Annotated in this window: 12 protein-coding genes; 2 read left to right on the forward strand and 10 right to left on the reverse strand. The window is 64.3% G+C overall.

Annotation, left to right across the window (positions count from 1 at the left end):
• Nucleotides 1-64: 64 nt before the first annotated feature.
• Nucleotides 65-958 carry a helix-turn-helix transcriptional regulator gene (locus I8J29_RS20200; RefSeq protein ID WP_208849305.1) on the forward strand — a complete coding sequence of 298 codons (894 nt, stop codon included), beginning with the start codon at nucleotides 65-67 and terminating at the stop codon, nucleotides 956-958.
• Between the two features lie 129 nt (nucleotides 959-1087).
• Here I8J29_RS20200 and I8J29_RS20205 read toward each other — a convergent pair whose 3' ends face one another.
• The 5 genes from I8J29_RS20205 to I8J29_RS20225 all read right to left on the reverse strand — a co-directional run bounded on the left by I8J29_RS20205 (nucleotide 1088) and on the right by I8J29_RS20225 (nucleotide 8455).
• Entirely contained in the window at nucleotides 1088-1978 is an 891-nt protein-coding gene (locus I8J29_RS20205) for a glycoside hydrolase family 43 protein (RefSeq protein WP_240546345.1), read from the reverse strand.
• Between the two features lie 395 nt (nucleotides 1979-2373).
• Entirely contained in the window at nucleotides 2374-4842 is a 2469-nt protein-coding gene (locus tag I8J29_RS20210; protein WP_208849307.1) for a GH116 family glycosyl-hydrolase, read from the reverse strand.
• A gap of 286 nt (nucleotides 4843-5128) precedes the next feature.
• Nucleotides 5129-6919, reverse strand: coding sequence for an L-fucose isomerase (locus tag I8J29_RS20215; RefSeq protein WP_420831140.1), 1791 nt, complete (start codon nucleotides 6917-6919; stop codon nucleotides 5129-5131).
• A gap of 39 nt (nucleotides 6920-6958) precedes the next feature.
• Nucleotides 6959-7966, reverse strand: a complete 1008-nt coding sequence (locus I8J29_RS20220; RefSeq protein WP_208849309.1) for a LacI family DNA-binding transcriptional regulator — start codon at nucleotides 7964-7966, stop codon at nucleotides 6959-6961.
• A gap of 177 nt (nucleotides 7967-8143) precedes the next feature.
• Entirely contained in the window at nucleotides 8144-8455 is a 312-nt protein-coding gene (locus I8J29_RS20225) for a hypothetical protein (protein WP_208849310.1), read from the reverse strand.
• A 385-nt stretch (nucleotides 8456-8840) separates the two neighbouring features.
• On the opposite strand from I8J29_RS20225, the gene I8J29_RS20230 reads away from it, so the two are divergent.
• Nucleotides 8841-9350, forward strand: coding sequence for an SRPBCC domain-containing protein (locus tag I8J29_RS20230; RefSeq protein WP_208849311.1), 510 nt, complete (start codon nucleotides 8841-8843; stop codon nucleotides 9348-9350).
• A gap of 168 nt (nucleotides 9351-9518) precedes the next feature.
• Here I8J29_RS20230 and I8J29_RS20235 read toward each other — a convergent pair whose 3' ends face one another.
• The 5 genes from I8J29_RS20235 to I8J29_RS20255 all read right to left on the reverse strand — a co-directional run.
• A complete protein-coding gene (locus tag I8J29_RS20235) occupies nucleotides 9519-10373 on the reverse strand; it encodes an AraC family transcriptional regulator (protein ID WP_208849312.1) in 855 nt (284 codons plus the stop codon).
• Nucleotides 10374-10540: 167 nt separating this feature from the next.
• Entirely contained in the window at nucleotides 10541-10801 is a 261-nt protein-coding gene (locus I8J29_RS20240; RefSeq protein ID WP_208849313.1) for a hypothetical protein, read from the reverse strand.
• Nucleotides 10798-11520: a phytanoyl-CoA dioxygenase family protein gene (locus I8J29_RS20245; RefSeq protein ID WP_208849314.1), complete on the reverse strand. Its 723-nt coding sequence runs from the start codon at nucleotides 11518-11520 to the stop codon at nucleotides 10798-10800. The genes I8J29_RS20240 and I8J29_RS20245 overlap by 4 nt, the downstream gene beginning before the upstream one ends.
• Nucleotides 11521-11721: 201 nt before the next feature.
• A complete protein-coding gene (locus I8J29_RS20250) occupies nucleotides 11722-12708 on the reverse strand; it encodes a cation diffusion facilitator family transporter (protein ID WP_208849315.1) in 987 nt (328 codons plus the stop codon).
• Nucleotides 12709-12900: 192 nt separating this feature from the next.
• Nucleotides 12901-13169: oligopeptide/dipeptide ABC transporter ATP-binding protein (locus I8J29_RS20255; protein ID WP_338113246.1), on the reverse strand; the 269-nt coding region annotated here is incomplete at its 5' end.

Here is a 13169-nt window from a genome sequence, read left to right on the forward strand (position 1 = left end):
GATTTACATAAAACTGACCGCTTTTTGGACTTTTCCGTAAATCTTCCGATCGGTGGTGACGATTGTGGAAGCTTCCTCCTACGCCAAGCCGCGGCCTTGCACGCTGCGGGAGTTATCGCCCGCCGTCCATTGGGCGCGGCATCACGTCCGCGCGCCGTCGTTCCAATGGAAACGGCGCATCTACGACTTCGAGCTGCTCTTCGTCAAGCACGGCGAAATCGCCGCGACGATCGGCGGCGAGCGGCATCTCGCCCGGGCGGGCACGCTGCTCGTCCTGCCCCCGTGGATTCCCCACACCGTCGAAATCCGCTCGGAGCTGAACGCGGAGCTGCTCGGCATCCATTTCGATTTTTTCGACGGGACGGTCGCGAGCCATCGCTTCATCGTCGACGAGAGCCAGGTCGACCCGGACGCCTTCAGCGCCGTCCCCTATCTGGCGGACAAGCCGCTGCTGGCCGGCTACTGCTTTGCGAACGTGTCGGGCCGGATCGTCGCGCTCATGGAAGGCGTCATCCAGGAGTGGAACGAGCGGCAGGCCGGCTACGACGCCGCGTGCAAGGCGATGCTGCTCCACCTCGTCGCGCTGCTGGCCCGCCGCGGCGGCGAGGCCCGGCAGCCGCCGCAGCCCAAACACGAAGAGCGGCTGCTCCAGCTCGCGGACGAGATCCGGCGGCACGTCAGCCGCAAATGGACGAGCGCGGAGATGGCGAAATTCCTGCTCGTGCACGAGGATTACATGAGCCGCCAATTCAAGGCGCTGATGGGCATCGGGCCGAACAAGTTCGTCCAGTCGGTGCGCCACCAGGAAGCGAAGCGGCTGCTCCGCGAAACCGACGACACGATCGAGCGGATCTCGCTCCTCGTCGGCTACGACGATTTTCATTATTTCAGCCGGATCTTCAAACGATGGGAAGGGATGAGCGCGCTGCAGTTCCGAAAGCTGTCGCGCACCGTTTGACGGGCGGCTCCGCCGCGCCGCGACAAAAACCCCTGCTCCGCGGCGCGAAGCAGGGGTTTTTGTCGTTTTCGCAGGGAAATCGGGGATCGGGCGCCGGCGCGACGTTGCGCGCTCAGCCTCGTTCCGCGCTTACCAGGCGTTCGTCATCGTCACCGGCCGGATGACGCCGTCGCCGATGTCCATCCGGTCGATGCACAGCACGCGGCTGCCGGGGTCGCGGTCTCCGATGATGCGGCGGTGGTACACGATCAGCCACTCGTCCGTCTCCGGCAGATGCAGGTAGCCGTGATGGCCCGGGCCTTCGGCGACCGGCTCCTGGCGCTGCAGCACCGTGCCCTTCGGCGCGAACGGACCGAGCGGGCTTTCGCTGACGCCGTAGTCGACGCTGTACGTGCCGTTCGTCCAGCCGCCTTTGGACCACATGAAATAGTACAGGCCGTCCTTCTTGACCATGCACGGGCCTTCCACGTAGCCTTGCGGCGTAATGCTGAGATGGAGCTCGCCGTTCTCGAACGGCGCGAAGCCCGTCAGGTCGTCGTTCATCTTGGCCACGTTGCAGTGGCTCCAGCCGCCGTAATACAAGTAGATCGTGCCGTCGTCGTCCTTGAACAGATGCGCGTCGATCGGCTGGGCGCCGTGAATGAACCGGTCGACGAGCGGCTTGCCCAGGTAGCCGCGGAACGGGCCTTCCGGCGTGTCCGAGACGGCGATTTCGAGGCCGCCGGTTTCGTCGTCGTTCTGGATGTCGTTCGACGCGAACACGAGGTAATAGCGGCCTTTGCTTTCGATGATGGTCGGCGCCCAGACGGCCCGCCACACCCATGGGAAATCTTCCATCGCGATGATGCCGTCATGCTTTTCCCAGGTAACGAGGTCCTCGGAGCTGAACGCGTCCAAATTCATTTGCTTCGTGTACTCCGTAATGGAGCGGGTGACGTAGATCCAGTGGCGCCCTTCATAGGTCCGCGCTTCCGGATCGGCATAGAAGCCGGGTACGATCGGATTGACGATGCCTCTCAAGCTTGGTTCCTCCCGAAGATGAAGATGATAGGATAAAACGCTTTCCTGGACGATTATACGGGCTGGGACGCCGGCTTGTCCACGCGCGGCGCGATCTTGCACGATCTTGCGCGAACTCGGCGGCGGCGGGAGGCGACAGGCGGGCTCGCCCCGGCGCGGCATTGGGCTCCGCGCGTTTGACGCGGCCCGCCGGCTAGGCTGCGGCCGGCCGGCCGGCGCGGACCGGAACCCCGGGCGGCCGCGCGCGCAAAAAACCGGTCCCCGGCAGCTGCGCCGGGAACCGGTTTCGTGTCCATATCGCCTGCCGACGCTACGAAACGGCCGGCGGCTTCAAGCAAGCGCCGCGGTCGCGGACGGCGGCGCGCCGTCCACCCGCCCGCTCCCGCGCGGCGCCATTACAGCACGATCGTCCTGCCGCGCGCGTGCACGGTCACGCCGCTCATGTCGCCGCCGAGCACGTCCACGGCGAACGCCGGGCGGCCGTCCGACGGATCGATGAACTCGCGGTACACGCCCCAGCCTTTGCCCGTGCTCCAGAAGGCCGCGTAATCGTCCGCTTCCGTCGCGGGCGCGAACGACATGACGCCCGCCGCCATGTCGAAGCGGAAGCCGGTCAGCGCGACGAGCAAGCCCCAACTCGACATCGACCGCGCGTAATGATGGCCGCATTCCACCTCGTTCCACGGGCTGCGCCGGTAGCCGTCCTGCCGGTCGCGGACCGCCTTCACGATCGTCAGCCCTTCCTCGACGAAGCCCTCGTAGATCAGATTGGTCGCCACATGGTATTCGATGCCGGTCCACACTTCGTCGGAATAGACGAACGGCAGCTTCGGCCGGCCGCCGTTCGGCCAGGAGCAGAGCACGAGCCCCCGCTCGTCGTGCAGGGCGTACACCCGCTGGCAGTTGACGTGGTCCTTGAAATCGGCGCGGAAGTTGTGGCGGTATACGGCATGGATCGCGCTCTTCAGCCGGTCGTCCTCTTCCAGGAGCGCGCCGAGCCCGTACAGATAGGCCAGCTGCTGACCGAGGAGCTGGTCCGACAGGCAGCCTGCGCCGTGCTGGTATTTGTGCGCGTCGACGTCCGCCAGCGCCTGCACGAAATACTCCCCGTTCCACGTCAGCTCGCCGAGCCGCTTCGCGCTGGCCGCGCCGGTCCGGGCGTACCCGTCCGCCGCTTCGCCGTCGCCCGCTTCGCGGGCCATCGCTTCCCCGGCCTTCAGCGCGCCGAGCAGCATGAAGCCGGTCAGCGGGTTCGGGCCGTAAAATTCGATGTCGTACGTGTTGTGCTGCTCCCCGTCCAGGACGCCGTCGCCGTCGAGATCCCAGTGCGGGAGCGCGAAATCGAGCGCGCGCTTCGCGTGCGGCCACAGCTCGCGCAGGAACGCGCCGTCGCCGGACAGCTTCCATTCCCGGTAGAGGCGCATGACGGAACCGAGCTGGCCGTCGGCCGCCGCCGGGCCGGCCTTGCCGCCCCACTGCCATTCGCAGCCGAACATCCGCACGGCGCGAAACGCCATTTTGCCGGCGTCGTCGGTCTCCTCGAGGAATTCGATCCGGCGCATGGACCGTTCGAGCGACGGGTACAGGAACGCCAGCGTCTGCTCGTAATTCCAGACGTGCGTGCAGCTGCCCTCGCAGGAGCCGCCGTCGTCGAACGTCCCTTCGAAGCCGAGAAACTTGCCGTTCTCGAGCCAGAAGCAGGTCGTGCTCCGCAGCACCGGCATGTTGCCCGCGAGCGCGTCGACGACGTACGAAGGAAGCGTCGAGCCGAACAGCGCGTCGCGGAACGCTTCCGTCCGCCCGCGCAGGTCCGCCATCCGGTTCAGCAGGTAAGCGCCCGCTTCCCATGAATCCGCGAAGCGCGTCGCGTAATGGTTCCGGATCGTCTCGCGTCCCGGCCGCGTATCCCTCGTGCCTTCGTGCCACCCGTTCATCCGGTTCGGGAAGTACCACGCGAGCGCGAACGGAAACGTCTTCGTCTCGCCCGGCTGCAGCGTCTCCACGATGCCGAGGGAGCCCGTGTCGGTCTTATGCTCCTCCGATGGGTCCTCGTAGCCGAGATCCGTAAGCCGGCCGTCCGAAGCGAAGTCGTCCCAGAACTCCTGCAGAAAATCGAACCACGCGCCGCGCAGCCACGCCCGCTTGACGGTCAAGCGCGGCGCCGTGGTCATGAGCGACAGGCTGCCGTAATTCAAGTCGCCCGGCGCCCACTTCTCAGAGGAGAATCGGAGGCCCGAGACGTCCGCGTCCCGCCGGAACGCGTTCACGTTCCGGCCGCACGGCATCGCGTAATGCAGATTGCCGAACTTGTCGTAGGTCAGGCCGCCGACGGGGTTGATGAGCGAGCCCGCGATCACGACCTCCGCCGGGCGGTCGCCCGTATTCGTCACCGTATACGTGAGCGAAGCGGCGGGGATGCCGGAGTTCTCCGGGTCGAGCGGCATCATCGGCGTGAACGCCTCGAGCTCCACGCGCACCGGCAGGTCGTCGTCGCGGAAGACGACGCGCGCCATCGGATACGTGCCGATCAGCTCGGATTCCGCGAGACGCGGCAGCCCCGCGCCCGAGAGCGGATGGTAGCCGTGCGAGAGCGCGTGGGGCGGCCGCAGACGCGATTCGAGGACGCGCGCGACCGGCTCGCCGCCCTCCGGCGCCACGCGGATCGCGAAGAAGGTGTTCGGCATCTGCGTGCCCTTGGCCGGCAGATTGAAGATTTCCCAGTCCCGCAGCTCGCCGCGGCTGCCGAGCGAGATGTTGCCCGTGCCGATCCCGCCGAGCGGGAAAAGCGCCTCCCCGGCGTCGCCGGGATACGTGCGAAGCCCGTTAGCCGGGTTCGCGTCAACCGTTCGTTTCGTGTCGATCATTATTGGCACCGTCGCTTTCCGATAAGGGATGGATGAGACAGAAGGCCCCGCGTCCCGCCAAACGAAGGCGGCGCGGCCGGACGGCCGCGCCGCGAGCGTGCGGGATGCGAATGCGAATCAAGGCGATAACCAATCCATGCGAATACGAGTCCGTGCGATTCCGGTTCAATACCATAACCGATACATTGCGGTTACCTGTTCCCTACAATCACCGCAGCATAGCGATTGCCGTTCCCCTACGATCTCGCGCCGCAGCGCGCCGCAGCGCGCTGCCGCTCCCGCGCGATTACTTGTACAGCGGGCCGAGCGCTTGGCAGGCCCGGAAGTCCGCGCCGACCGGATCCATGCCGCCGAACGCGCTCCACATGCTCGGACGGAAGACGCGATCCTCGGCGACGTTATGCATGCTGACCGGGATGCGCAGCATGGACGCCAGCGTGATGAGCTCGCCGCCGACGTGGCCGTAGCTGACCGCCGCATGGTTGGAGCCCCAGTTGTTCATGACGGTGTACACGTCCTTGAACAGCCCTTCGCCCGTCAGGTTCGGCACGAACCAGGTCGTCGGCCAGGTCGGGTTGCTCCGCTGATCGAGCTTGTCGTGCACCTCGTCCGGCAGCTCGACCGTGTAGCCTTCCGCCAGCTGCAGCACGGGACCGAGGCCCGCGACGAGGTTGATCCGCGCCATCGTGACCGGCATGCCGGCGCGCGTCGTGAAGTCCGTCGAGAAGCCGCCGCCGCGGAAGAAGTCGACCGCCGGGCTCCATTTCGTCGCCGCGAGGCAGTCCCGGACCTCCTGCTCGGTGATGTCCCAGAACGGCTTCATCGCCGGCTCGCCGCCGATCGTCTGGCGGCCCGTGCCGTCGAGCGCCGCGGGACCGGAATTGATGAGATGGATGATGCCGTTCGCCGCGCTGCCCTCCAGCCGGTATCCGGTTACGCGCTCCACCGCGTCCGGGCTCCAATACGTGCGCACGTCGGCGAAAATTTGCGCCGCGTTCGTCAGCAGATGACCGAACAGCATCGTGACGCCGTTCAGCGTATCGTTCTCCGTCGCCAGCATGAACGGCTCGCGGATGCCGTTCCAGTCGAACGAGGAGGTCAGCATCGCTTCCATGAAATCCCCGTTCGGGAAGAAGTCCGTCCAGGCGCGCTGGCCCTGGAAGCCGGCCGCGATCGCGTTATGGCCGAGCGCTTCCTCGCCGTAGCCGATCTCGTTCAGCTTCGGATTGCCGATCATCAGGTCGCGCGCGATCAGCGTCATTTTCACGACGGTCTCCCAGTCTCCGGCCTTCTGCTCCGCGGTCCGCTGCAAATGCTCCGGATTGACCTCGTCGCCTTCGTTGCAGTTCGCCTTCGCCCACGCTAATGCGCTTTCATATTCGGCCTGGTCGTAGATGCCGAGCTCCATGCGGCGCACGAATTCCGTCATGTCCACGTATTCGTTGCGGATGCCGAGGTAGCGCTGGAAGAACGTCTCGTCGACGATGCAGCCCGCGATGCCCATGGACACCGAGCCCATCGACAGGTAGGACTTGCCCTGCATCGTCGCCACCGCGAGACCGGCCTTGGCGAACTGCAGCAGCTTCGCCCGCACGTCCGGCGTGATCGTCGCGTCGCCGATGTCCTGCACGTCGCGGCCGTAGATGGAGAAGGCCGGCAGCCCCTTCTGGTTGTGGGCGCCCAGCACCGCGGCCAGATAGACGGCCCCCGGACGCTCCGTGCCGTTGAAGCCCCAGACCGCCTTCGGCCGCGACGGATGGGTGTCCATCGTTTCGGTCGGGTAGCACCATGACGGCGTGACCGAGATCGTGAGGCCGACCCCTTCGCGCGCGAACTTCTCCTCCGCTCTCGCCGCTTCCGCCACGCCGCCGATGCAAGTATCGGCCACGACGCATTCCACCGGAAGGCCGTTGCTGTGCGTCAGGTTTTCGGACAGGAAAGCGGCGGCGCTGCGCGCCATCTCCATCGTCACGTCCTCCAGCGATTCGCGGATGCCGCCGCGGCGGCCGTCGATGATCGGCCGGATGCCGATTTTGGGCAGGCTGCCCTGCAGCCGGTTGCCGATATGAATGTCCATGTTCATTCCCTCTTTCATGCGTAATGGAATTAAGCGGGATTAGCGGATTTGCTTGACTTCGTGATGGAAGATCTCGTTGAACGGCTCGGCCGGGCCGTCTTCCTTCCGGATGCGGCGCAGCAGGATCTCGCCCGCCTTGAGCCCCATGTCGTAAGGCGCTTGATCGAGATAAAACAGTCCGGGCTCCTTAAGCAGCTGTCCGGCCTCGACCTCGCCGTAGGACGCGACCGCCATATCCCCCGGAATGCGCAGCCCGCAGCGCACGAGCTCCAGCAGCACGCCGTGGCTCATCCGGTTGTTCAGCGACACGACGGCCGTCGGCCGCTCCTTCTCCCGCAGAAACCGCTGCACCGCCCGCACGCCGCCGTCCGTCGAGAAGTCCCCGCTGTAGACGAGCAGCCGGTCCTCCAGGCCGCGTTCCTTCATCGCCCGGAGCACCCCTTCCAGACGCTCCCGCCCCGTGCTGACCCGGGTCAGGCCGTTCACGACGCCGATGCGGATATGGCCGCGGTCGAGCAGCGCTTTCGTCAATTCGTACGCGCTCTGCGCGTTGTCCTCCGCGACCAGATCAAGCGGCGGCGCGTCTTCGTCCGTCTCCAGTCTCCGGTCGACGAGCACGACGGGCTGTCCGCTCGCGGCCAAAGCGCCAATACGCGCCGCGTTGCCGCCGGACGTCGCCAGCACGATCGCGTCCACGCGCTTCTCGTAGAGCAATTGAAGCAGGCGCGCCTCCTTCTCCGGCGATTCGTCGGAGCTGCAGAAGAGGAGCTGGAAGCCTTCCGGCCCGACGACGTCCTCGATGCCTCTCGAGATGCCCATGAAGTACGGGTTGGAAATATCCGGCACGACGACGCCGATCATGAACGTCTTATCCTGCTTCAGGCTCCGGGCGATCGCGCTCGGCTGGTAGTTCAGCTTGGCGATGGCGCCGAACACGCGCTCCTTGACTTCCGGGCTGACGTAGCCGCTTTCGTTCAATACGCGGGAGACGGTGGCCGTCGACACCTCGGCTTCGGCCGCGACTTGTTTGATCGTTGCTTTGGACAAGCTTCATTCACCTCTGAATAACTTCGATATGTAATCGTTTACGTAATCGATTACATAATGTTTACATACTGAGATTAGCGTGATTCCCGTTTGCTGTCAATCCTATTCTTTCGACATGTCCGGCGCGGGTCGGAAAAGCCCTGCCCGCCATGGTCCTGACAAGGCTTCCGCCCTTCGCTATGCGACGAAGGCGTATACGAGCAGCGCGATCAGCGGAATCAGCCACGGCAGCGGCAGGCCGTTCCAGATCAGCGCGGAACGGTAGCCGCGTTTGGCGAAGCGGATCCAGCCGGCGATTCCGCCGGCCAATATCGCCGCGGGATAAACGAGGACGTAGGCGAACAGCAGCCACGTCGCCGAATCCGAAGCGGCCTCCGGGCCGTCGAAGCCCATGACGGACATGCCGAGCACGAACAGCCAGGCCGCAAGCGAGATGACGTAGATCAGCTGCGAAACGATGAGAACGGCAGCGGTTGTCGAACGTTTCATGCGCGTTTCCCCCAAGTATCTGTCTATGCAAGCGCTATAAACAACCTTATCCAGTATAGCAAATCGGACGGCGGCGCAGGGCTAATTGGTCGGCCGGGGGCTGCCGCCGCGGCAATGATCGTCAGTGGAAAAGCGATCGGCAAGAACAAGCAAACTTATCCGAAAGATAAAGAAACGGAAAATCGATAAATATTCCTTGACAGGAATATTCCCTTTTGGGTATATTCTAAATGCAAGCAGGACCGACGAGACAAACAAACGAAACGGGCGAATGCCGCGCTCGCCGTCGGGCGGCCGCGACGCGATCCATTCGCCTCAAACGCACCGCGCGCGTTCTGACCGAGGAAGAACCAACCATTACCTATTATTCGAGGAGGAATCAGGCATGGCGAATCAACTGACGACGACGATCGAGGGACGCGATTTTATTTTGGAGCGGGAGTTCAAGGCGCCCCGGGAGCTGGTGTTCAAGGCGTTTTCCGATGCGGAGCATCTGAAGCGGTGGTGGGGGCCGCGCGGCTGGGAACTGACGGTCTGCAGCGTCGACTTCCGCGAAGGCGGCATTTGGCACTACTGCATGAAATGCTTCGACGAGCGGCAAGGGGATTTCTACGGCATGGAATCGTGGGGTAAAGCGGTGTACGAGGAAATCGTGAACGCGGAGAAAATCGTGTACACCGATTACTTCTCGGACGCCGAGGGCAACGAGACGCCGGGCATGCCGTCCTCGCGCATTACGATGACGTTCGAGGACCGCGGCGGCTCCACGCTGCTGGTCAGCCGTTCCACCTACGAATCCGAAGAAGCGCTGCGCCAAGTGGTCGAAATGGGCATGGAGCAAGGCATCGCCGAAACGTGGGAACGTCTCGCCGAGCACCTCGCATCCCAACAATAATCGCCGAACTTCGGCATGCGACAAGCCGTCCCGAATGATCCGGGACGGCTTGTCGCCGTTTGCTTTTTCGCGCGCGGCGGCAGCGGCCCGCAGCCGACTGTTAACGGCGGCGGCAGCGCCTCCCCAGCCGGCTGTTCGCTGGGAGCGCGTCGGCCGCCCAGCGTCCCGCTACTCCTTGGCGGCCATGAAATTCGTCTGCGCCGAACGGATCACCGCCTTGTACTTGCCCGGCGTCAGCCCGAACGTCTTGACGAATTGGCGGCTCAGATAGGCCGCGTCCCCCAGGCCGCACCGCTGCGCCACCTCGCTGAGCGGCTCCTCGGTCGTCTCCAGCAGCCGCTTTGCTTTGCTCAGCCGCATTTGGCGCAGCATCTGCATCGGATTGATGCCGTACGCTTCATGGAACGCCCGGTCGAAATAATTCGTGTTCAGGTGCACCTGCCCGGCCAGCATGTCGCGCGACAGCTTCCGCTCCATATGATCGGCCATGAACCGGATGATCGGGAAGAAGCGGTCGTACTTCGCCGTATATGCCCCGCTTCTCGCCTGCCGCCCGTTCGCGTCCCAGCTCTCTAGGATCAGCGCCGCGAGCCGGAGCATGTCCGCGGTCAGCGCGACGTCCCGGAAAGGCCCTTCCCCCCGCCATGTCCGGAGCAGCGAGCGGAACGCCGCGCTGAACGCCTCCGGGTCGAGCAGCCGCACGACCGGCTGCACCGGATACAGCTGGAACAGGTCCAGGTTATAGCTGGTCTGGATTTGCACCGACAGCCACTCGTGCCGCCCCGGCCCCTCCGACGTTTCGGAGAACGGCAAAAAGGGAGGGTGCAGCATGACCCCTCCTTCGCGCGCCTCGTGCCGCTCGCCGTTCGTCGTCGTCCATACGTGCCCGTCCGCGACATGGCTGACGATCCAATTGGGATAGACGATATGCTCATGGTTCAGCTTCTCGTAGATGCCCTCGTCGACCTGATACACGTTGACCTGCCACTGCTCGAGCGTCGTTCCCGCCAATGCCTTCGCCATGCGCGCATTCCCCGTCTCGGTGGTTTTTATTCAGTGTACCACGGGCGGCGCGTTACGCCTATCCGGCGTTCGGCGGTTCGGCGTTCGGTTTTTCGGCGTTCGGTTTTTTGACGTTCAACGAGCGGCGGCGCGGCGGGCGAGGCCGCAATCGGGACGGAGCGGCGGATTCAATCCGGCTTGCGCCGGTCCGGCAGCCGGTTCCCGTCCGGCTCCGCGTCGAACCCGATCGCCCGGCGCAGCGCCTCCTTGTCGGGCTCGCCGTGCCAGACGCCGTCCTTCTCCAGGGCGGGTCCTCTGCGGCAGCCCGCGCATTGGTGCAAGCAGTGCGCGAGCGAGACGTCGTGTCCGGCTTCGGCCAGCTCGTCGAGCAGGTCGCCGTGCCGGTTCTCCTGCAAATTCCAAAAGCAGCACACGATGGCCGCCCTCACGCCAACAGCGCCCGGCCGTCTTTGGCGATCAACGGTCCGTTGTCGAACACCGCGCCGGTCACGGGGTTGCGCGCGCCGTCCACGGAGTACTGGATGACGTACGCTTTGCGCGTGCCGTCGCTTTGGTTCGGCGTGCTGCGATGGAGCAGCAGCGAAGAGAACACCGCCATGCTGCCTTTGCGCAGCGGGACGGGCATGCCCGGATCCTCGCCGAAGTAGCACTGCCAGCCGGTGTCGGTCCTGACGTGTTCGATATAGCCCCGATGATGCGAGCCCGGCTGAATCCAGATGCAGCCGTTCTCCACCGTCGCGTCGTCGAGCGCGAGCCAGCAGGTCATGTATTCGACCGGATCCGTCGGCACGTAGCCGTTGTCCTGATGCCATGGAAAATCGCGCTTTGCCTCGGGGCGCTTGTACACCGACTGGTCCCAATACAGCCGGATGTCCGGGCCGAGCACGCCGGTCGTCAGATCGACGAAGCGTCGGTCGCCGATGAAAGACTCCAATTCTTTGTCGCGGCGCGTCAGGTTGCACGTGAAATTGATTTGGTTCGGGATATTGTTAAACCCCTTGCTTCCGCGCTTCAGCGCTTCTTCCCCTTCCTGATCGTACGCGTCGATAATGCCGCGGATGCGGTCCATCTCCTCGGCGCCGAAGACGTCCTCCAGCACGACGTACCCCTGCTCCCGGTACTGCTTCGATTGTTCGGCCGTCAACATTCCGGTTCACTCCTCGTCCATTGAATCGCGCTGCGCTGCGCGATGTACCTTTATTATCCGAAAGCGGCTCGCGCCGGACAATGAACGCATTCCTGCAGTTCTTGTACTTTTTCCACCCAATGTGCCCGATTAATGGTGCAAAACAAAGCGCCGCGGGGATCTCCCCGCGGCGCCTGCCGTCCTTCCGATTGCGATATGCGATCAGGTTTGCGGCACCCAGTCCCGCACCCCGTTATCTTCGATGATCCCCAAGGTCACGTCCGATATATCCGGATCCTGGAGCAGCTTGTCCCGCACGCGGAACTTCACGTCGTCGGCATCCGCGAGCGTCATGCCGACCTGCAGCTCGATCAAACCTTCCACGTGATAGTAGCGTCCTTCCTGAATGACCCGCAGCTCGTTGATGTCGCAGACGCGCGGCTCGGCGAAAATCGTGTCCGTCACCCGGCGCTGGATTTCTTCCGGCGCCGCGACGCCGATCAGCCCGACCATGTTGTCGAAGCCGACCCGGAACGCCACGACCAGCATCAGCACGCCGATCAGGATGGTCGCCACGCCGTCCGCGACGGGCTTATCCGTCAGCGCGGTGATGACGATCGCCGCCAGCGCGAGCCCCGCGCCGGATACGGCGACCAGGTCTTCATAGAACACCAGGCGCGTCGGAGGCGCCGCGCGGCCCACCGATTTGAACGCGGCCCCCACGATTCCGAAGCCCTTCGCTTCGACGCGGGCCTCGTGCGTGATTTCTTTCATCGCCTTGACCAAGATGCTTCCGTCCACCGCCAGATTCAGCAGCAGCACGGCAATGCTGAGCCACAGGCTTTTGCTGCCGCCCTCGTGATTCGACAGGCTGTGCCAGCCTTCATGAATCGTCTCGTACGCCATGATGGTGACCACGATGACGGCAACCATGCAAAAAATATTGATGACCCGGCCGAAGCCGGTCGGAAATTTGCGCGTCGGGGCTTTCTCGGAGAGGACGCTGCCGACGAAGACGAAGCCTTGATTGATCGTATCGGCGAACGAGTGCATGGCGGAGGCGAACAAGGCGCTGCTCCCGCTCATCGAGGCGACGATGCCCTTCACCGCGGCAATGACCGCGTTGCCTCCCATGGCTATCGCGGATGATTTGTTTCCTTTCTTGACGAGCTGCCAGAAGCTTTCGTTCGATTCCGTTTCGGTTAACATGAACAGGGTTCCTCCAATAAGGCGTATTTATCTACTATATAATCCATTAGTCGCCAATACGAATAATCCTTCGGCCTCGTTTCAGAATTCGGGAACATTTTACAAAACTCGCGAACCCAAACGCGAAAAAGCGGCCGCCCGGTCGGACAGCCGCTTCGAATCGTTCAAGCCGTATGAAACCCGGCGCGCGTATCAGGAAGTCAGCGGAAAATGGCAGGCGACCTCGCGGTCGAGTCCGACCGGCCGGGCCAGCGGCTCCTCCGCCTGGCAGCGCGCCTGCGCGAACGGACAGCGCGGGTGGAACCGGCAGCCGGACGGCGGATTGACCGGCGAGGGCACCTCGCCCTGCAGCGCCACCCGGTCCCGTTGGCGTCCCGGCGACGGCTGCGGAATCGCCGACATGAGCGCCTGCGTGTACGGATGCGCCGGCCGCGCGAACAGCTCGTCCGCCGGCGCCACCT

This window comes from Paenibacillus artemisiicola (assembly GCF_017652985.1).
GTDB classification, from domain to species: Bacteria; Bacillota; Bacilli; order Paenibacillales; family Paenibacillaceae; genus Paenibacillus_Z; species Paenibacillus_Z artemisiicola.